Origin of the sequence: Bacteroides sp. B1-V-101, assembly GCF_023656585.1 — a bacterium.
Lineage (GTDB): Bacteria > Bacteroidota > Bacteroidia > Bacteroidales > Bacteroidaceae > Bacteroides > Bacteroides thetaiotaomicron.
Genome location: NZ_JAMOKH010000041.1, coordinates 19149 through 41438, shown reverse-complemented (window position 1 = coordinate 41438; position 22290 = coordinate 19149). Strand labels below are relative to the sequence as shown.

Annotated in this window: 12 protein-coding genes and 3 pseudogenes; 4 read left to right on the top strand and 11 right to left on the bottom strand. The window is 39.5% G+C overall.

Translation table 11 applies throughout. The features are described 5' to 3' along the window. The first annotated feature begins 8 nt into the window (after positions 1 to 8). A complete protein-coding gene (locus NBH01_RS21940) occupies positions 9 to 2663 on the top strand; it encodes an alpha amylase family protein (RefSeq protein ID WP_070750294.1) in 2655 nt (884 codons plus the stop codon). Continuing rightward, the gene (locus NBH01_RS21935; protein WP_070750293.1) at positions 2660 to 4069 is read left to right on the top strand and encodes a DUF5009 domain-containing protein; all 1410 of its coding nucleotides are present in this window, start codon (positions 2660 to 2662) and stop codon (positions 4067 to 4069) included. The genes NBH01_RS21940 and NBH01_RS21935 overlap by 4 nt, the downstream gene beginning before the upstream one ends. A 656-nt stretch (positions 4070 to 4725) precedes the next feature. Here the strand turns inward: NBH01_RS21935 and NBH01_RS21930 are convergent. The 11 genes and pseudogenes from NBH01_RS21930 to NBH01_RS21885 all read right to left on the bottom strand — a co-directional run. Continuing rightward, complete coding sequence (locus NBH01_RS21930) at positions 4726 to 5826, bottom strand: SGNH/GDSL hydrolase family protein (protein WP_070750292.1); 1101 nt, start codon at positions 5824 to 5826, stop codon at positions 4726 to 4728. Between the two features lie 13 nt (positions 5827 to 5839). After that, positions 5840 to 7096: a hypothetical protein gene (locus tag NBH01_RS21925; RefSeq protein WP_070750291.1), complete on the bottom strand. Its 1257-nt coding sequence runs from the start codon at positions 7094 to 7096 to the stop codon at positions 5840 to 5842. Positions 7097 to 7107: 11 nt separating this feature from the next. After that, positions 7108 to 7458 (bottom strand): annotated as a pseudogene (locus NBH01_RS21920) (fibronectin type III-like domain-contianing protein); the annotation flags it as partial. Positions 7459 to 7650: 192 nt separating this feature from the next. Beyond that, positions 7651 to 8400 carry a glycerophosphodiester phosphodiesterase gene (locus tag NBH01_RS26845; RefSeq protein ID WP_050581214.1) on the bottom strand — a complete coding sequence of 250 codons (750 nt, stop codon included), beginning with the start codon at positions 8398 to 8400 and terminating at the stop codon, positions 7651 to 7653. Further along, positions 8395 to 9366, bottom strand: a pseudogene (locus tag NBH01_RS26840) (DUF4855 domain-containing protein); the annotation flags it as partial. The gene NBH01_RS26845 and the pseudogene NBH01_RS26840, both read right to left, overlap by 6 nt. A gap of 77 nt (positions 9367 to 9443) precedes the next feature. Further along, the gene (locus NBH01_RS21910; RefSeq protein WP_225694232.1) at positions 9444 to 10820 is read right to left on the bottom strand and encodes a BT_3987 domain-containing protein; all 1377 of its coding nucleotides are present in this window, start codon (positions 10818 to 10820) and stop codon (positions 9444 to 9446) included. A 21-nt stretch (positions 10821 to 10841) separates the two neighbouring features. Further along, positions 10842 to 12725: a RagB/SusD family nutrient uptake outer membrane protein gene (locus NBH01_RS21905; RefSeq protein WP_016267827.1), complete on the bottom strand. Its 1884-nt coding sequence runs from the start codon at positions 12723 to 12725 to the stop codon at positions 10842 to 10844. Between the two features lie 14 nt (positions 12726 to 12739). Next, positions 12740 to 15862 (bottom strand): SusC/RagA family TonB-linked outer membrane protein, encoded by a 3123-nt coding sequence (locus NBH01_RS21900; protein ID WP_070750288.1) that lies wholly within the window; start codon positions 15860 to 15862, stop codon positions 12740 to 12742. 134 nt (positions 15863 to 15996) lie between these two features. Continuing rightward, positions 15997 to 18189: an alpha-N-acetylglucosaminidase gene (locus tag NBH01_RS21895; RefSeq protein WP_070750300.1), complete on the bottom strand. Its 2193-nt coding sequence runs from the start codon at positions 18187 to 18189 to the stop codon at positions 15997 to 15999. Between the two features lie 77 nt (positions 18190 to 18266). Further along, positions 18267 to 19430, bottom strand: coding sequence for a n-acyl-d-glucosamine 2-epimerase (locus tag NBH01_RS21890; protein ID WP_070750287.1), 1164 nt, complete (start codon positions 19428 to 19430; stop codon positions 18267 to 18269). Between the two features lie 37 nt (positions 19431 to 19467). Then, positions 19468 to 19962: pseudogene (locus NBH01_RS21885) on the bottom strand (MFS transporter); the annotation flags it as partial. 452 nt (positions 19963 to 20414) lie between these two features. Here NBH01_RS21885 and NBH01_RS21880 point away from each other — a divergent pair. Together NBH01_RS21880 and NBH01_RS21875 are read left to right on the top strand one after the other, a co-directional pair. Continuing rightward, entirely contained in the window at positions 20415 to 21563 is a 1149-nt protein-coding gene (locus tag NBH01_RS21880; RefSeq protein ID WP_008760730.1) for an ATP-binding protein, read from the top strand. Continuing rightward, complete coding sequence (locus NBH01_RS21875) at positions 21560 to 22243, top strand: hypothetical protein (RefSeq protein ID WP_008760731.1); 684 nt, start codon at positions 21560 to 21562, stop codon at positions 22241 to 22243. Before NBH01_RS21880 ends, NBH01_RS21875 begins: the two co-directional genes overlap by 4 nt. Positions 22244 to 22290: the final 47 nt, after the last annotated feature.

Here is a 22290-nt window from a genome sequence, read left to right as displayed (position 1 = left end):
AAAATCATATGTTCAGAAACAGATACTTTTGGCTACTTATAAGTTTGTTCTTTGTTCTGAAAACAGAAGCTAAAGTAACCCTGACCTCCATTTGGGGAGACAACATGGTGTTGCAGCAACAAGCAGAAGTTACTTTTCGTGGAAAGGCTACTCCCGGAAAACGTGTATATGCTTCCGCTTCATGGAATCATCGGAAAATCTATGCAGATTGTGACCGGAACGGACAATGGACACTGGCTCTTCCGACTCCGGAAGCCGGCGGACCATATACCATTACTTTTTCGGACGGAGAAGAGCTGACCTTAAAAAATATCCTGATCGGTGAAGTCTGGTTCTGCTCCGGACAGTCGAATATGGAAATGCCGGTAAAAGGGTTCCGCGGACAACCGGTCTATGGTTCGCAGCCCTATATCGTGTCCGCTAATCCTAAACGACCATTAAGACTTTACACCGTAAAGAACAATTGGAGCACGACTCCGAAAGAAGAAGGAATAGACGGACAATGGAGTGAAGCATCTTCGGAAGAAGTGGCCGATTTCAGTGCAACAGCTTATTTCTTCGGCAATCTGTTGCAACAATCCTTGGACGTGCCTGTAGGATTAATACATTGCTCCTGGAGTATGTCAAAGATTGAAGCATGGATGGACAAAGAAACCTTATCTCATTTTTCCGAAGTAACCTTGCCGGATACAAATCAGGATAAATTCGAATGGGCTGCCGGGACGCCTACTCTGTTGTGGAACGCAATGGTAAATCCGTGGAAAGGATTCCCTGTCAAAGGAGTTATCTGGTATCAGGGCGAGGCGAATACTCCCGATCCTGCTCTTTATAAAAAGCTTTTTCCCGCTATGGTTTCTCAATGGAGAAATTTCTTTCATAATGCTGAAATGCCATTTTATTATGTCCAGATTGCTCCCTGGAAGTCCGAAGGGAATGACAAGTTGGATTGGGCATGGTTCCGTCAATGTCAGTTGGAGCTGATGAAGGAAGTTCCCGGAGTGGGAATGGTGACCACCGGAGACGCAGGCAGTGAACTCTTTATACATTCACCTTATAAGATTAAGGTTGGAGAGCGGTTAGCTTATTGGGCACTGGCCCAGACTTACGGCCGAAAAGGATTCCAATATTCCGGTCCTGTCTACAAGACCTATCGTATCCAGGGAAATGCCGTAGAAATAGACTTTGAATATGGAGAGGAAGGACTGACTCCGGAAAATCAGAATGTGAAAGGTTTTGAGATCGTAGGTTCCGATGGTATATTCCGACCTGCAAAGGCGGAGGTCATCAATGGCACATCTACTGTGAAAGTATGGAATGATTCTGTTAGTGCCCCGACAGAAGTCCGCTACTGCTTCCGGAATTATATGCAGGGGGAATTATGCAATAATGCCGGGCTTCCGGCTTCTCCTTTCCGGATCGTTATCAAAAAGAAACCGGCCTTAATGTGGATTGATGCCGAAGCAAACTTTGAGCGCTTCAGTCATAAAGATTCGATTGATTATTACTTGGAAAAAATCAAATCGCTGGGCTTTACACATGCGGTTGTCGACATTCGTCCGATCACAGGGGAAGTTTTATATAAAAGTGAATATGCTCCGCAAATGAAAGAATGGAAAGGAGCCAAAGCCGGTGATTTTGACTATCTGGGATACTTTATCAAAAAAGGGCACGAACTGGGGCTGGAGATACACGCCTCATTGAATGTATTCTGTGCCGGACACAACTATTTTGACCGTGGAATGGTATATAGCGGACATCCGGAATGGGCTTCGATGGTGTACACTCCCGATAAAGGAATCATTCCAATCACCGAAGAGAAGCATAAATATGGTGCCATGATCAATCCTTTGAACGAAGAATATCGTACCCATATCCTGAATGTTCTGAAAGAAGTCGTGACCAAATATCCCGACCTGGACGGTCTGATGCTCGACCGGGTACGTTACGATGGAATAACCGCTGATTTTTCTTCATTGTCACGTAAGAAGTTTGAAGAATACATAGGTAAAAAAGTCGCAAACTTCCCCGAAGATATTTTCCGTTGGACTAAAAATGCAGATGGGAAATACACAACGCAACCAGGAAAATATTTCCGGAAATGGCTGGAATGGCGAACTAAAAACATTACTGATTTCATGGCGCTTGCCCGTAAAGAAGTCAAGGCAGCCAACCCTGACGTTTCTTTCGGCACGTACACCGGTGCCTGGTATCCATCTTATTATGAAGTAGGCGTAAACTTTGCCAGCAAAGAATATGATCCGGGCAAAGATTTCAGCTGGGCAACACCCGAATATAAAAATTATGGCTATGCCGAGCTGATAGACCTTTATGCTACCGGTAATTATTATACGGACATAACCATCGAGGAATACAGAAAAACGAACCGGAGTATCTGGAACGAAACTGATTCGCAGGCTCAATCCGGTACGTGGTATTGTGTAGAAGGCTCATGTCAGCATTTACGTCAGATATTGAAAGGTAATAAATTTATGGGAGGTATTCTGGTGGACCAGTTCTATGACAACCCCGCCAAACTTTCGGAAACGATAGAGATGAACCTTCGCCGTTCGGACGGATTAATGGTATTTGACATCGTACATATCATTACCAAAAATCTGTGGAAAGAAGTAGAGGAAGGAATGAAAAGAGGAGGCTCCTTATGAATAACCGGGCCTATGCATTAGACGCTTTGAGAGGATATGCGATTATTACGATGGTACTTTCTGCTACCATCGTAACGCAGGTGCTCCCCGGTTGGATGAGTCATGCGCAGACGCCGCCACCCGATCATATATTCAATCCTTCTTTGCCCGGCATTACATGGGTAGACCTTGTTTTTCCTTTCTTCCTGTTTGCAATGGGAGCAGCTTTCCCTTTTTCCATAGGTAAGCGTGCAGAGAAAGGTGACTCTAAACTGAAATTAGTATATGAAGCGGTGAAACGTGGAGTACAACTGACTTTCTTTGCCATCTTCATTCAGCATTTTTATCCTTATGTGCTGAGTTCTCCGCAGGACATCAGAGCCTGGTTGCTGGCTATTCTTTGCTTTGCGGTTCTGTTTCCGATGTTCATGCGCATTCCTTTGAAAATGCCGGACTGGGCACATACCGGCATAAAGATAGCCGCATACGGAATTGCGGTAATCATGATGCTTACTACTTCTTATGCCGATGGAAGAACGTTCAGCCTGTATTTTAGTAATGTGATTATTCTGTTATTAGCCAATATGGCCATCTTCGGTTCTGCCCTCTACATTTTTACGATGCATAACCGATGGTTGCGTTTGGGAGTTTTATTGCTGCTGATGGCTGTTATTTTGGGAAGTACTGTCGAAGGTTCCTGGACACAGGTGATATTCAATTATACTCCTTTGCCCTGGATGTATCGGTTTGATTATCTGAAATATCTGTTTATTGTAATTCCCGGCAGCATTGCCGGTGAGTATTTGATGGAATGGATGAAGGGCCGAAAGGATACCGAACAGCCGGCTTCACCGCAATACCGTAAGATAGGAATTGCGCTGCTGATATTGACTATGGTGATTATTGTATTCAATCTCTATGGGCTTTATACCCGTATGGTGACAGTGAATTTATTAGCGACACTTGTGCTGTTATTGATTGGCAAATTGGTTTTCTTACGTCCGACAGAAGGAATCGCTTTGTTATGGAAAAAGCTGTTTAATGCCGGAGCATATCTTCTTCTTTTGGGGCTATGTTTTGAACCTTTTCAAGAAGGTATCAAGAAAGATCCTGCCACTTTTAGCTATTTCTTTGTAACTTCCGGTCTGGCATTCCTTGCGCTCTTATTCTTAAGTATTGTTTGTGATTATTTCAGATGTGTGCGAAGTAGCCGCTTTCTTGTTATGTCCGGGCAGAATCCGATGATTGCTTACGTGGTTGGTGATTTATTCATTATGCCGTTGGCTAATATACTGGGAGTTGCCTCGCTGTTGTCTTACTTCCAGCAGAATGCGTGGCTTGGGTTCCTTCAGGGAGTAATCATTACGTCTTTAGCTGTTTTGGTAACGATGTTTTTTACTAAGATCAAGTGGTTTTGGAGAACTTGACATCATTCAATAGATATACCGACAGTATAATAACAGGCATTAAAAATAAGTTGAACAGAAAACAAAATGATAGATAAATAGTAAAATAGGAAGCATAATTTCCTTATTTCCCTATTTTTGCTATTTCTATCTTTTGATAGATGGGTCAAGATAGAAAGAGATATGCATATAATCTTGAATTAATATGCATGATTATGAATAAACGAGCGGTCATTTGCATAAAAAACACCGTATAGTTTGAAATAAACATAAGGTTGATTGAGCTAAAACATAAGGTTGATTGTAAATAAACATAAGGTTGCTTTTAAAGGAACGTCCCATTGCTTTAAAAGCAACGCTAAGTCCGTTTAAAAGGAGCACATTTTAGCTCTAAAATGATGGGTATCTTATTTATTAGACTTTGTTTTAGGATGAAAAATATTAATCAGAATGATGCAAAGTAATATAAAAAAAGAAAGATATTACAGAATAGCATGAAAAATAACGCAAAAAGAATGCATATAGATGTATATTCGCAATAAAGTGATTTCCTGTAACGGCAAATCTCTGTCATTTTATTCTCTATCCTGTGCAGTGATGGAAATACGCCCGTTAAAGAGTTTATAATTATCAAAATGACAAAATGCCATTTTGATAATTATATAACATGGTAAGTCTTAATAAAACGATTCCTTTTTCAATGGCCATCCTGTGATAGTTGACATATAAGGAATCAATGACATAGCCATTTTCATTTGACCTTTGTAATTGGGATGCCATACTGCTCCTAAGTCTGTAGTCGAATCGCAAAGGCCTTCGGGAAGAACTGCTATATAAACTTTCTTATCATTCAAGTCTTTGCGCATACGCTCCATGTATTGAACGATCTGCCGTTGAGCAATAGCCGGACTGATGCATAATATTGGGACATCTCCGTAATTTGCACGAAGACGGCTTATTAGTAGCTTATAAGCATGAATAAACTCATCTTCCAACGGATATATATTGGTGGAAAAATCATTAGTTCCTAAATTAACAACCACCAAATCGGGCTTGTATGTTTTAAAGTCCCATTTCTTATCCAAATTCATATCAAATGTATTCAGCATACGGTCTTTCATTGTCACGGCAGATATTCGGACGGAATCTCCATAATTGCGGACTACTCCACGTCCGGAATGTGCAATAAGCGTATAATCGGCATTGAAATAGCGGGCGATAATAGTGGCATAAGATAAGTTGCAATTCTCCGTTTCAGCTTTATAAGGTTCGCTACGGTCTTTCCCTTCTACACCATAGCCACACGTCAGCGAGTTACCGATAAATTCGATATGTCTGGACGGGCACTCAGTTTCTTTCATCAGTTCTCCTTTATTGTGAAGCACAAATTGATGAATGGTTGTCTTTCCCCATTCCCCTTCCGTACGTTTTTGAATCAACACATGATGGATGCCTTTATCCATGCCGGAAATGAAATTAATCAAAGTATCTTTACCGGATACTTTTACCGTTTTGTGTAAAAGGCTGTCTACAAAAACATTGTAATAATTAATACCAGTATCTGAAATCTTCATAGACAATTCTCCTCCCGAAAGTCGGGTACGAAGATAAGTACCGGTCCAGTCGAAAGAAACGGAGCCATCACTCTGTATTTCCGTACGTCCCACGTAAGAAACGTTTTCATCATTAGCTTTATAGTATCTGTTCTTGGTAGTTTGAGCATTTACATCTTCAAACAACAGACAGAGGCTAACCAGAACTAACACATTTTTCCACATATCGTTTTCTAAATTAATCAAAGGTAATCACACAACTGCCGGACCCGTCGGATACAATTCTAAGTCCTTTGGCTGTTACTTTATTACCGGTAATTGTTATTGATTTACTTTTCTCTATAATCGTAAAAGACTTCTTTGTATAATCGACAGGCAACTGTATTGTCCTGTCGACGTTCTTCTTGCAATCTATAAAAAGGACCTTTTTATTATCTATTACACCCTCATAACACAGCAAATCATCATCATCAGAAACAGGAGACTTAAACCAGGTATACACTCCACTCCAATGAATAATATCCCCCTTTTTGTGTTCTCTATCAGCTATAATCTTGTGGTAGGTCTTATTGCTGGAATTTCCTATGAATATAATATCATCATCTGATATTTCTTCATGATTTCCCAATCCGTCGGCAAACAGATAAGAAGATTGATACGCATTTGCGCTTTTCTCAATGAAACGGCGAAATGACGGATACTCTTTCTTTGTAAAGGTAGAAACATCCTTTTGTACTGTCCAGTCCACATACTTGCCATTGGCAGTTAATGTATGTGTCTCCTTGTCAAACATAGATTGCATTCCGTAATACATTTGTACTGTCACGGGAGACTCATTTTGAAATTCATGAGTAACCAAGACTTGAATGTTATTTCTATAAATAGAATAATTGACAGTCTCAATACATAAGATCTCATTCAGAAGTGTTTTTCCACTACTGGTATCGGCTTTGGAAGGGTTCATTATTTCATTGATTACTTCAATCTTTATCTCTTTTGTCAGAGTCGATAGATCTGTCTTTATTTCTTTGCCGTCTATGTAAATACGATAACCGATATTGCGGGCAGTTTGAGTAACTTCATCCAGATAGGGATGATTTCCTCCACACCACCCGTATCCGGTTATATTAAAAGGACCGATATTGTCACTGTAAGCCAGATTCAGAAGAGAAGTCGGAGAAGCATCGGGCAGAGTGACAGGAGCAGGCATATTGTTGTCAATTGTTCCTACTCTATAAAATGTGAACAGTTCATTGAACATACACTTCTTGAACCAATAAAGAATATCGGTTTTGGCATCTAACTTGGCTGATATATATAAATCTTCGCCGGTTATTTTCACTCTCATTTCTTCAGATATCGTTTCAGTCCCGGGAGAGTCTTCTTCTGCAGAAGGCTTATCCGGGAGTCCGGAAGAAATTCCCGAATCTCCATTCGAGCAGGCTACTAAGTGCCAGGATAAAAATACGAATGCAAGGATTAAACGTTTCGTCATGGCTTCTATCTTTATTTTAATTCAAATTTGAGAACATCTTTGATATCCATAGCTGATGCTGCTATGATAGCTTCAAATTTGCCCGGTTCACAAATCCATTCATGTCTTTCCGCATCAAAAAAGCTTAATGCCTCTTTATCAATAGACAAAGAAACTATTTTTTCTTCACCCGGCATTAATTTTACTTTCTTAAATCTCTTTAATTCTTTCACCGGGCGGGGAAGAGAAGACTTTATGTCTCTGATATAAAGCTGAACAATTTCCTGTCTTTCACGGTTCCCTGTGTTCTTGACAGCTAAACTGAAAGTTATTGTTTCGTCAACTGACATGACTTTCTTGTTTGCTGTTAGTTTTCCATACGCCTACCACTCTGTTTCCAATGGGGTGATTCACATCTTGATAAACAGGAGCTTGCGTCATGAAAGATGATGCCAGAAAAGGCATAATTGCTATGATATTTATTGATTTCATTGTTTTGTTATTTTTGTCCGTATAAACAGTATAAATATAATATGCTGATGGAATTTGCCATCAGCATATTATCCAAATGATTATTATAAGCCTAAGAAAGCTGTCGGTGCATCTGTGGTTATCAGATCAAAACCATTGTCAATACACCATTGCATCTCAGAAGGGATATTTACAGTCCATACATTGGAGGTCATCCCTGAATTTTTCAGATCTTTCAACCAATCCGGATTTTTATGATAAGCCCAATAATTGTAATCTGCCCCGGTAGCTCCCAATTGTTTCAGTTCCTTGGGCGAAATATCCTGTCCCAAATACAAAATTGGAGTTTTAGGAGGTGCCAGACGTATAAACTCACACATCACATGACGGGAAAAAGAGATGTATTCTACTCTGTGAGTCAATTTTTTCTCTTCCACCAACTTTAGGATCATTTCAACGGCTTTCGTTTCACGTTCCGGAGTACTGAGGGGTTTCATCTCCAGTATCAGATGTATTTTAAGTTTCTTCGCTTTATCAAGGAACTGCTCTAAAGTTGGCATATTCTCCCCATTGCTTAACTTTAAAGTGCGTAGCACGTCAGAAGATGTTTTCTCCAGAGAGTATCCGTCATGCCATCCGTCATGATTCAACATCAATTCATCGTCAGCTGTCAGCCATACATCAAATTCCGAACCATAACAACCTATTGAATCAGCTTTCACTAAAGCCGCTAGCGAGTTCTGTGCAGATCCGGGTGTATTCCAGAATCCACGATGGGCAATAACTTTGGTCTGATGAGATTCTTTTTTTTGCTTGCCACGTCTTGATACAATCAGATTAGCCAGTCTGTCCATGACTTCATGATCTTTCGGGTTCGTTGATTTATACATATCAAGAACAGCATGATTGCCACTATAATAGGCCATTGCAGATGTACGGAAGGCTTGTTGTCTTTCAAAATGATCAATATACGCTACCAGACGATTATAAAACGAGTCCTTGGCATCAAACAATGCTCTTTCATCAAATTCAAGTTCCATCCCCATGTTCAGAGTGGCGGCAGATTGACATGCTTCTTCCAGTCTTTTATCGGGAATAGAGGCTTTAAAAAAGTGGTTCGGTTGTTGATAAGCGATATCAAAGCCTAATTCCCTCCATTGGTTGTAGCCTTTTGCCTGCCAATACGGAATCCAACAAAATGTTTTGTTCTTCGAATGAATATACTTACTTAATGGAACTGACAGATCTTTGGTGAAATCAATATCCTCTGCCAGCCAGTAGAAACCGGATAATTTCAGATGTTTGTATTTTGCCTGTTTGAATCGCTTCATTAACTCATCGATATACCAACAGGTGGCCTTCACCTGATCCTCTTGTCTGGAAAAGTCCATTGGCTCACCATCCACTTCTCCCCAATCTTTTTGTCCGGGAAGAACTTCCGGAAGACATAGTACTATCTGATGAGTAAAATCCGGTTTTCCGATTTCTTTAATCTGTGTTCCGATACATCGATCTAAGGCAGACAGCGCTTTACCATCTTCAAAAAGACGATCTAATAACCATAGCCATTCTGTTTTTCTTGCATTTTTGTCCGAATAACGTGTTGCAAAGCCACAGCCTTTTCCGTCTGTGAACTCCAAAAACAAGAATCCGTCAAATAACCAGTCTTTATGTCCATCTGCAAACTGGTGTACCACATAGGGGAGAAATTGATCCGAAGTCCAGTCAATACGATGCACGCCTCCCTGGTAAATAAGTGCCAGATCTTTTATTTTATTTTGTCTATATCCTTTATCTATGGATAGCGCATGGCTATCCATAGTAATAAATAACAGACAGAAACATATCAATCCTTTTAGATATAGTGAGAAATAGTTCATAATTTTCATGTTTTTAGTTACATACCCCAAGCATAAACTTCACCAAGACTAACTCTCAGCCCGTCATAAGTCGGATAGGTATCAGTTATTACAAAACGAATGTATCGGGCTTGTGTCGCAGGAACATCCATATTAACGTTGGGTTCTCCGATTTTGGGAGAAGTCCAGTCTTTTAATTTGATCCAATTCTCGTTATCAATACTAGCTTCTACATAACCGGCTTTCGCTGTGCCTGCCCAAACGTGTGCTGCTGGTGCAACAGGGTTGGCAAATCCAAATCTGAATAATGTATATTCTTTCCCCATGTCAAATACAAAGTAATAGGGCAAGGGCTCTTTTACATCCCATCGGCATAGCCATTGTGTGCCAGGATTATTGTCTATCAATGATTCCACTCCCCATCCCATATTCAGATACCATCCGCCGTCTTGGGTACAACAGTTGTTGAAATCTATAACACTCCATCCTTTCTTGTCTATTGGGTCCGGTTGGAATTTAACTGTGTACAGTTTGGACGCAGCATCAGGACTTATACCATATTTTGAAACGGAAGTAATGCGTAGTGGAAGTACATAGTCACCAAATAAATAAGTACCCTCTTCCGGTATTAACCCTTTCTTGTGGTATTTAATTTTAATGAATGTTTCCTTCATGCCTGTTAATATAACTCCTTTATTATCTACAGTAAAGGAACTCTCCGGCAACATTTTATAGGCTGTGCCATGAGCGGTATTATAATCAGTGACTAACTGAGGATCGACTTCAATGTGAAATGAAACATCTTCGGCATTAGAATAATTAGTTCTTATCTTAACGAATAGTTCTCTTTCATTCAAATCGCCGAAAGTCGGCATAAAATCAGTAACCGGACTCATACCAGGAACATCCATTTGCAAATAAGGTTCCTTAATAGTAGGTACAATAATGGTTTTTAGTCTCTCATCATCTGCTGAGATAAAATTTTGCACCACACTCATTTGTATGGGCAAGCCATATTCCTTTCCCGTAGAAAGAAGATCGGATAGACGGTCGGCATTCCATTTAATATCAAAAGCTTTCCGATAGTCGGAATCGCTGAGACGCAGAGCAGGCTGAAGAATGGTATAACAATCGGAAGGCAATAATTGGATCGATGTTCCGTTATCCGTATTATAACTCTGAAGTACAGTCTCGTCAACAGAAATGGAAACTTCCGCCTCCTGCTTTCCTTTCCCACTTTTGATAACAAATAATTGATAGGAGGTATCCATACCACGGAATACCTCCGTTTCTGTATAGGTAGAATGCAATAGTCCGATTTGATCATTAACCATGAGATTATCACGATCATCAGTACATGCCGATGCAATAAAAAGTGCAGCAGCTATGAATTGTATTGTCTTATGTTTTTTCATATTTATATCCATTACATATATTTACCATCCGTAATTTTGAGTAATATTCTTCATTTCACTCAATTGTTCTTGATTGATAGGGAAGAAATAATGCTTAGGCTCAAATACCCGGGGACCACCTTTCCAAACATTTGATGTCCGCGACCAAGAATCTTCGTATGAAGTGGCCAATAAATTAAGAGAATATTCCGGTCCGGGAAACTCTTGTTGAGCAATCATCCAGCGACGGGCATCATAATATCGGTGTCCCTCAAAGGCTAATTCTACCATGCGTTCCTTTTGAATCAGCATCCGCAACAAATCCTTATTGCCTTTCACTTCCGGATACGCTGTTTCGAGGGCATTTAAACCGGAACGTTCGCGAACAAGGTTAATATACTTCAATGCTTCCGTTTCATTGCGTTCGGGCTTCTCATTGCAAGCTTCAGCATAGTCAAGATATATTTCGGCCAAACGGAAATAGGGCCAGAATACGGTTCCCCAACTGCCACTTTCTGTATTAAGAGCAGGATCGAGTGGGCGTCTCCACAGATATCCGACTTTGACACAATCTCCGGATTCTAAGTACGAGGACGATCCTCCCGTAAAAAAGGTAACTTGTTTTATGCCTTTATATTGATTGATCCAATAAAAACCATTTGGAAATACAGAAGCATAAAAACGGGCGTCACGTCCGACGCAGCTATTATGCGCTTTAAATCCAGGTGCAAAACTGGCTCCCGGCTGCTTAAAATTTTCTGTAAAACCGGTATTGGTATATCCCGATTGCTTATCAATTACAGGATTCCCGTTATTATCATATCCGGTAACAGGATATCTTCCGGATTTAGCCATCGGATAAGTATCTACTAATTTCAGAGACGGGCAGAAGCCACCGACACCCAATTCACAAACTCTAGGAGGCATGCACCGGCTATACAGATAGAAACCTATAGCCCCGAGTCCAGTATTAGTAGGATTACGTCCCCAGGCACCCCAGATCGTTTCTTTATTCCACTCTTCAAAAAGAACTCCTTGATAAGATTTGATGGCACGCAGTAAAGGGTCTGCTTCAGTCTGGTCTTTGTACAATTCATAGATGTTCATATCTATAACGTCTTTGGCAGCTTTAGCGGCTTTTTCCCATTTTTGAGGATCGGGACTTTGTGGAAAAAGGAAATCACCATACAGATTCTTCATTTGTCCTTTATAAAGATCGCATCCATTATACAATGGACTGGCGGCATAGAGCATTAAACGCGCTTTGGCAGCCATTGCCGCTCCCTTGGTGATACGTCCTGCCCATTTTGTGAAATCGCTGATCTCTGCAGGAAGTTCTGCAATAGCCTTATCATATTCTTCAGCTATGAAATTTACGTTTTCATCAACTGTATGACGGTCTATCGTTTCCGGTTTTATAAGTTCATCCGATTCGATGTCTCCCCAGATATACACAGGACCATATTGACGGAATAGTTCAAAGTAATAATAAGCTCGCAGAAAACGTGCTTCTGCTTTCATTATACGTCTCGTTTCAGAGTCAATCTCCAAACATTCGTCAACATGGTTCATGAATATACTAGCTTGTTTTATGCCTGTATACTTTGCTTTCCAAATATTATAGTTTGGAGTAGAAGGTCCCCATGATCCATTATTGAAAGAGAGGTAGTTGACCCACTGATACCAGGAGAACATGGCTTCATCACTACGGGGAACTGCGCTTCCTTCTTCCAGATATTCATATTCCCGTGGCAAGTAGCTATAAACATGCGCTAAATACTGTTCGGTAGAGACACGCTTACTAAAGGTTTCGTCTTGTGTAAGCTGGTCGAGCAAAGTCACATCCAGATAATCGTTGCATGATACCAAGCTGAATGCAACGGTGAAGTATAGGAATATTCCTAAAATTCGTATCTTTTTATTCATAGTTCTAATATACTTTAAAAGTTAAGATTAAGACCTAAGGTGATTGTTCTCATCTGAGGATATATATTTCCATAGTTGGAATCGAGTTCGGGATCCCACAATTTGAATTTGCTGAATGTCAAAAGGTTGACACCCTGTGCATAAACACGAATTGATGACATGCCCAGACGTTTATAAATATGCTTCGGAAGGGTATATCCTATCTCCACATTTTTCAAACGAAGAAAACTCATATTACGTTGCCAGTAGGTGGAGGGTTGAAGATTATTCTCTACCTTGCTCATAGAAAGCCGTGGATAAGTAGCATTAGGATTAGGATTGCTGGTTGTCCAACGTTTTTCGGCTACATCTGCGTAAATCTGTCCTAAACGCTCTATATTATCAGAGGCACCATAAAGAGCGTCTCCACCGATAATACGAGTCACATTTCCTACTCCCTGCATAAACAGAGAAGCGTCAAATCCTTTCCAGCCCAGACTAATACCAAATCCATAATTTATTTCCGGTACGTCCGTATAGCCAATCGCTACCTTATCGTATGCGTCGATAACGTTATCACCATTGATGTCTTTATATTTAATATCACCAGGACGAACGTTTCCAAAGTTTTGTTTGGGGCTATTGGCTATATCTTCTTCTGACTCAAAAAGACCTAGAGCTATAAGACCGCGTTGCTGACGATAGGCAAATCCAGCTTCACTTTGGTAGGGCCATATAGGAGTCGGTTTATCATCATACAACTTTTTATTTCGATTGTAAGTGAAATTGGCACGGGCAGAGACATACCAGTCATTAAATCGTTGTTCATACTCCATAGAACCATCGAAACCTTGATTCTTCATTTCTCCAAGATTCACATACTGGGTTTCATTGAGACCGACGATTGAAGGAACACTTTCTTGCTGAATATAGATACCGGTACGCTTTTCATAAAAATAATCAAGTTGGAATTTAAGCTGGTCAAATAAGCCAAGTTCCAGTCCCACATTCGCTTTTTGAGCTTTCTCCCATGAAACATTCAGGTTTCCCGGAATACCTGTAGAAATACCTACGATACTTCCACTACCGGGATTCGTTCCGAAAATATAGCCGTATTGTCCTTCTTTCATGGTGGAGTTGAATGCAAAACGTCTGTTTCCGCCAATCTGGTCATTACCTATTTCTCCATACGAACCTTTGATTTTCAACAGGTGGATAGTAGAACGCAACGGATCCCAGAAAGCTTCGTTGCTTAGCATATATCCTATAGCAAAAGAGGGAAAGAAACCAAAACGTTTGTCAGGTGCGAAATTCTCAGAGCCATTGTATCCGAAGTTAAATTCAGCAAAATAACGGTCGTAATATGAATAAGTAGCTCTACCGGCAATACCGATGTTTTTGTGGGCAAAAGCGTCTACATAATTACCCGGGAAATTGTCTGTATAGTTACGCATACTAAAAAGAAACAAGGCTCCAACACGGTGCTTTTCTCCAAAGAGGCGGTCGTAATTGGCTGAGGCTTCAAAGTTGATAGTACGTGTGCCCGAATTCGTCCGTGTGAGTTTCATATAATCACTACCTTCAGTACTCCTTACAAAGTCAAGATTTCCTTCTTCATCACGTCCTGTTGCATAGTAGGTAGATGGTGTTACAATGCGGTTTAGTGTATGCGCATTGTAGGCGTCCCATGAGAACTTAACATTGGCTTTTAATCCCGGAGTTACCATTTTTGAGAAATCCTGTGTAAGCGAAATAAGTGATTGCGCATTGTTGAAGAAATCCTGCGAGTACCCAGAGTTATTCAGGCTGTTATAAGGATTGGTACCCGTACTTGGTTTAGCTAAAGTGCCATCTGAATAAATAGTAGGAGTAGCTATCGGAGAAGTACGGATCATATAAGCATACAAATCTGATAGTGAACCATAAGGACGGTTCTTGGTCTCATATTGATTGGACAGTGAGAGACTCAGCTCAGTAGATGAAGTTACATTGATATCAATATTTGAACGAAAACTAAACTTGTTATAGCGCATTGAAGCATCGTAGCGGTCTTTATCCGAAATATTGAATACACTGCCTTCCGAATAAAAGGAGCCGCCTACATAATAACGTATTTTAGGAGATCCCCCGGTAACGTTGATATTCACGCGTGTGGTGTTGGAGAAGTCTTTAAACAATGTTTGCATCCAATCTACATTCGGGTAAAGATCCGGATCTGTATTATTCAGGTATTTTGCTTTTTCTTCAGGTTGTATAGCCAAGCGTCCGGATGATTCCAGAGTAATATCATTATAATAATTGATCCATTGTTCCGTATTAGCCAATTCGGGCATACGTACCGGATTGGTAAAACCGTATTCTACCCGTGCATTAATCTTAGGCGCTGATTCGGTTCCACGTTTTGTCGTGATAAGTACAATACCATTGGCTCCGCGCACTCCATATAATGCTGTTGCGGTAGCGTCTTTCAGAATAGAGAAAGAAGCGATATCCTCAACATCCACAAGGTCCATACTACGTTCTACTCCATCAACCAGCACTAAAGGTTTGTTGCCTGCACCAAAAGTATTGATACCCCGAATCCAAAAATCAGCACCTGCACCCGGTTCACCTGAACGTTGCATGACAACTATACCAGCTAACTGTCCCGCCAAACCGGAACTCAATTTAGCAACAGGCATTTTCAGTTCATTCATCGAAACCGTATTGATGGCACCGATAACACTTGCTTTTCGCTGTTTACCATATGCTACTACGGTAACTTCGTCAAGCTCCGCTGTTTGGGGTTGCATTTTAACTACGATATTTGTTTGCTTACCTACTAAAATAGTCTGTGTTTCCATTCCCAGAAAAGAAACGACCAGTTTATCTGTTGGCAAGACTTCTATCACAAATGTTCCGTCCAAGTCAGTGATAACTCCCCTTGAACGTCCTTCTACCAATATCGATGCACTGGGGATAGGTTCTCCAAATTCATCCAATACTTTTCCTGTGACTTTCTTGCCAGAAGGATTGTCCTTTACTTCTTTGATCTCATCTTTTTGTAAAGAATGCGCAAGAGCATTACTAGCGTTCATGTTTACTAGTGATAATAAACAGAATGTCGTAACAGTCCAGATTTTAATTGAAAAAATGTTTTTTCGTAAGTCCGACATCATACATTAATAATTTAAAGTTAAGTAATTCTGTATTTTTTTCTTCTTTAGATTTGATAATTCCACTAATTACAAGTTTGGTATTATATTCATAGGCTGTTTTATTTTATAATTGATTATTATTGGGATATACGTGCTTAATAGAAATATCGGATATATTTCTCTGATAATGTTTTAGCCAACAATATCGGGTTCTCTCCAGAAATTATAGGATGGTGCTCTTTGGATAATGTCCACTCATATTCGAAGTCAGTAATTGATTGATAAAATTGCTTTTCGTCAAACTTTTTGCTAGATAGTGAGGCGGATATTACTTCTGTTGTAAAGCGTTTCCAACGCTTACGATAGTAACTGTTAGTTAATCCACCCCAGCCCCTGTTTGCATAGTCATTTAATTGAGTTGCTTTTTGTCCCCATACTGTCAGGATACAACGTGCATTTTCTTCATAATATTCTTTTTCAGCTTCTGTTTCTCCAAAAGAACGGGCATCGTCAATCCACTTGCCGATTGAAAAATTGGTTTCACAGGATAACAGACGGTCTGTATCTATCAATAGTGAATCCATTTGATTGGCCCATTTCTTCATGCCATCTATGTCTTTCTCTGAATAGCATTGAGTAAAATGATCTCTAAACAAGGAAAAAAGATTTCCTAATACTTGCCGTCCTACATTTATTACATCAAATCGATATCCAGTATTGTCTATATGACTGGCTTTCAACATTTCTGTCCAAATATCCCATAAGTCACGATTGTTGTAAGTGATGTCCGGATAGGTATTCCAACTATCTGTGCCCACTAACATTGGACGTGCATTCATTAAAACGGCTTGCCCTGCTGTTGCATGCTTTTTATATATTTTTTTATGTAATGAATCCCATGCTTTCAGAATATGTTCGTCTTGATTTCCCCCTCTGCATTTTGCCCAGTTTAGAATCCATTGATCAGTTGTTAACGGATAATCCCATGCCTGGTCAAATACAAATTCATACATAAAAGGATTCACATCGAAGCCTTCCAAGGTAGCTCCTAAGCCATATACATTCTCACCACCTTCTGCAAAGAGCCTTTTGATTTTGCTATCAACATCATCCAGATTTCCGACCATCATGGAGTTTCCACCGAAATTGCCCAAGTAACACCATATATATGGTTTCCCATAGTACTTTTCCGTATTCCTCCATATTTCTGTACTGTCACAATAGTAATCCAACAGTATGAGTTTGTCATCTGGCACAGCCTCCAGGAAAGAACGGATTCTGGGTTGTGTCCATTTCTTTTGATCATGGTAAAACATCCATGTCATTTGCAACCACTTAGCCTCAGCATCTCCTTGGTAAATGGACTCATATATCTGATTAGAAACCTTTGCCAGGAAATCTTCATTCCAATTTGGAGAATCAACCTCATTAAAAGGATCAATTCCATAAATATGATCTGTACCGTATATTGCCGTCTGCTCTTCCAAATACATTTTTTGAATGATGTTGAACAGAGAGTCCATTGGTTCTATAAAATGACTACGATATTTTGAATCATATCCTCCCCATTGACTCATTTCGTGAATTTTGGCATCCGGATAGATTGCTTTAAGTTCTTTAGGTACGTGGCCAGAAAATGCAGGTAAAACAGGGGTCATATTAAAGTCGCGTTCTCTCTTTAATATTTGTTTCTGTAATACTTCTTGTTGCTCCAACCATGATTTCGGCAGGGGACTTTGCCAATAATCGACATTAGACATACGATGCCAGGGCAAGTGCGCAGGTCCTGTGAAATATGAACGTATTTGTTCATCGTTTAATCCTAATTTGCTCCAGACCTTATACCATACTGTCTCTTGTCCACTGATAGCTAATGGCATCGTAATTCCATTTAATGCCATCCAGTCAATCAACCTTTCCCAATCAGACCATTTCCAATAAGGCATTGTATATCCAAATGTACAGTAGTTCAAGAAGAAACGATTGTCACACTTAGAACGGATAGATATTGGTTGAGGAATTACTGGTAACTCTTCGGGCATATCAATGCTATCAGAGGCATACCAAGATACATTCGTATGGCAGTAATATTTCAGATAATGGTTAAGACCTACGGCCAAAGAATTATTATTATTTCCTTTTATGCGAATTTTCTTGTGTGCCGATTCTAGTATAAAACGATCCATCTGGTTTGAGTCATTTAATAATTCAAATTCAAAAGAATCTGCATGTTGAGGAAATAATCTCTGGCACATCTGTTCTAATACTGGGTTACTTGATCCAGTATCCTTTCTACAACCTGTAAAAAGAAAAATTGTAAGTATTATATAGAAGTATTGTCTGTTCATATCAGGGTAATAAAAATAAGAATGTGTATTATATGTTAGATATGTGATTTTCATGGATGTATAATTTCATTTGTTTCTCATAACTCTTCCAGTACTTTCCAGCATTGGTACAATCCTCTTGGTACATGGAAACATCCTTTCCATTTCCCGCCTTTGAGTGGCAGCAATACTTCTCCCTGCCGATTCAGATAACCGAACCATTCCGGATATTCCGGATCTTTGAAGTGTGTCCATGTGTAGTCATGTACCTTCTCAAACCATTCCAGACATTTTTTATCTCCGGTCAGCTGATAACCTTTCAATAATGAAATCAAGGATTCAATGTGCACCCACCAAAGTTTCTGATCCCACTCCAATTGTTGGGGAGGACAACCGTTACGGTCCATAAAGTAATAGATGCCGCCACATTGCTTGTCCCAACCGTAATCAAGCATTGTTAAGGTGGTTAACATTGCTTGTTGTATGAGCTCCGGTCGGTCCAGCCTTTTGCCCAGATCCATGATAAACCACATCGCTTCGATAGCATGACCGGGGGTCACCTGACGACCTTCGAAGCAATCAACCAGATTACCGTCCATATCGACATTCTCAACAATGATACCACCCAGCTCCGGACGATAAAAGACATTCATCACTTCATGGATGCAGGTTTCCATTGTTAGTTTTAAGTAGTCAGGGTCCAGCAGATGTTCTATCTCCAAAGCCAGATTGCAAAGGATCATCGGGAGAGCGAAGTTCTTCAAGTTTCGTGTATCTGGATGAAGCTTATTCCATTTACCTTTCGGATTATCAACTTTAGAGAGTATGATTTCAAAAGTTTTTTTTGCTATGTCTGCATATTCCTGACTTCCGGTAGCAAGACTCAACTGCCCGAAGGCCATGGTGGCAAAAGTATATGAGAAAATATTGTATGGTTCTACTAATGGTCTACCCGAACGATTGAGTGAAAAATACCAGTTGTAATCTCCATTATGTCCATATTTTTTCAAGAACTCACCACCCTGAACGGCACAATCCAGCCATTCCTGTCGTTTTTCCACCTTGTTGTAAAGCATGGAGAACATCCACACCTCACGTCCCTGCAACCAGATGAATTTATCTGTATCAAAAACTCCTCCTTTGCGGTCTAAGCAGGTGAAATAACCGCCAAACTCAAGATCTTGAGAGTGTTCGAGCCAGAATGGAAGGACATTATCCAATAATTCATTCCGATATTGATTGGCTAGTGTTTTAAAATCCATATATCTTTAAGTGTTAAGTTATTAAGGTTTCTTTCTTCTACTGTTCCGACCGGGTCCAGTATCTTTCAATCTCTTCCAGTGACTTTCCTGTGGTCTCCGGCACGAGTTTCCATACGATGAGCATATACGGCACGCACATGACTGCGAACAGGAAGAATGTTCCGGCGGGGGTGAGATTCTGGAGCATCCAGGGGGTTAGCTGTCCGATCAGGTACGTTCCTATCCACAGGGCGAATCCTGCAATGGACATCGCCAGTCCGCGCACCTTGGTGGGGTACATCTCCGAAAGGAGCACGAACACCACGGCACAGATGGAGACGGCACAGCAGAATACATAGAACAGGAAGAAAACGAGCAGGAAGAGGCTGGATACTCCCCAGGAATCACCGAAGAGGAAGTAAATGCCGATCAGCAGGAGGGAGACAACCATCCCCGAAACTCCGTAATAGACCAGTTGCTTGCGCCCGACCCTGTCGATGATTACAAGAGCAAGAACAGTGGTCAGAGTGTTGACTAGTCCTACGAGAACTTGGCTTAAATTAACTATAGTATACAGATGAAGCTAGTAAAGCTCCTCTTTTTAGTTAAATATAGAAAAATAAGAGGATGAAATGTATATAGATGTAATATGTTGCTTTTTATCGTTATATTCAAATTACTCGATAAAAAACATGAATATATATAAATTGTCAATTTATATATACGATGTAACAAGCTTTCCTGCGATATAGGATGTCAGTTTAAAATTTTTAGTAAAAAGATTCTGGAATCAACTGAGTATTGTTGATAATAAGTCAATAAATAGAAACTATTTGTTATGAGTTTTTATTTTACTATGTATGTTTTGTCCGTTGCAAAAAAATGAAAGTGATTATAGCTAAAAAGTTTTTTATTATTTTTGTAGAATCATTTTAGTAACATTGAAATGAAGTTGTTCTCGAAAAAAAGACTACCTTTACTCAATAATAAAGAATTATATAAATAATGGAACAAAAAGAATATCTCAGTATTAAATCCTTTGGCCCGATAAAGGATGTCAAATTAGATAATATCAAACCATTCACTTTCTTTATTGGTGAATCAGGTAGTGGAAAAAGTACCATTTTAAAGGTGCTGGCTATGATGAGACATATGTGTAAGCAAATAAATCTTCGCTCATACTTGAAATTGGGTAATGTTATTGATAAAACCATAGATTTAAGCATTTCTGAATATCTACGTAATGGCGGGATGACAGATTATGTCAAAAATGATACTGAAATAGTTTATAGCAAAGGAGATTGTAATATAACCTATACTCCACAGAAAGGACTAAAAGGAACAAGAAAAATAATCAGCAGCGAGAATTTATCATTGGAGAAGATCTCATTTTTCTCTGATAAACGGGGAGCTATAGCTCCTTTATTAGCAAATTTGAGTGATGGAGCAGCGTTGGGATTCTATTTTACCGAGACCTTTCAAGACTTTAAAAAAGCTACAGAAGTGATAAAGGAGCTGGAAATGCCTTATTTAGGTGTTCGCTACTATGAAAAGAAAGCTCAGAATGGAAGTAGACAATTCTTTATCAGCAATGTAAATGACACTTATAAAATTCATTTTGAAGATGCATCTTCTGGCATTCAAACGATGACACCCCTTGCTGTGATCGCTGAATATTTCTCAAAACATTTTGATCTGGTACACGGATTTAATTCTTCTATAGTTACTCTATTGGGCAAAAATGATAGTTTATCATCTTTCAGACATGATATGAATATCGGTGATATTGCCAACCGTTCCATACATCTGATGATTGAAGAACCGGAACTGAGTATGTTTCCTACAGCCCAGCGTTCATCATTAAATATGCTTATAGATAAATGCTTGAACGGAAATAAATATATGACATTGACTTTGGCTACTCATAGTCCATATATCATTAATCATTTGAATCTTTTGCTTAAAGCATTTGACAAAGGGGTGAAAATAGAAAATGCAGCATTGGACTATCATAAGACTGAGGTATATGTAGTAGAGCATGGGATGGTAAAAAGCATTAAAGTTCAAAATGCCCATCTGATAAACACGGATTACCTATCGGATGATATTAACGAGATATACAATGAGTACGATAAATTAGATGAGATACAATGATTGACTTACTAAAACGGGAACTACCGTCACATTATAAATTACATCGTACCATTGTTGATGTTCCATATGAGATTACTGCTGAAGAGCACTTTGATTTGACAGACAGAGGTCTGACATCTATCGTGGATTATAAGACTGGGAATATTTCTTTCGATCATAGTAATCGGACAGAAGTTCAGGTTATTAATTATGAAGCGTATCTAATAGGCCTGAAGGGAACAAAATTTGAAACCGGAAGGAAGAGGTGTGATTTTATTTTGCACGAGACAGGAGGCAGTTGTGATAGTTTTTATATCTTAAACGAACAAACATCTACCAAAAAAAATATTGAGAACTTATCTAAGCCTATACTTGATAAGGATAAAAACGTGATCTATCCCGGTGGAAAATATGAAAAAGCGGAAATACAATTGTTGGAAACGTTAAGAACAATCAAGGCTGTTCCTTCTATTTCTGCTTTTATAAATCGATATAAGCGTAAAGTATGCTTGATGTCATATCTTATTAAACCTGATGAAGATTCAAAGGTTTCAAGCGCCCAAAAATCTTTTGGAAGATATAAGCTGATTGAATCTAGAGAAACTGGAGAAAATGGAGCTTTATTGGAACATCCTTCAATAAATGCCGAAGGTTTCGAATTTCGTAGAATCAGCCATGAATATTCATTTAGGTTGAGTTGATATGCGTTGAGAGATATTCAGAAAATTAAAACAGTAGATTAAATAAC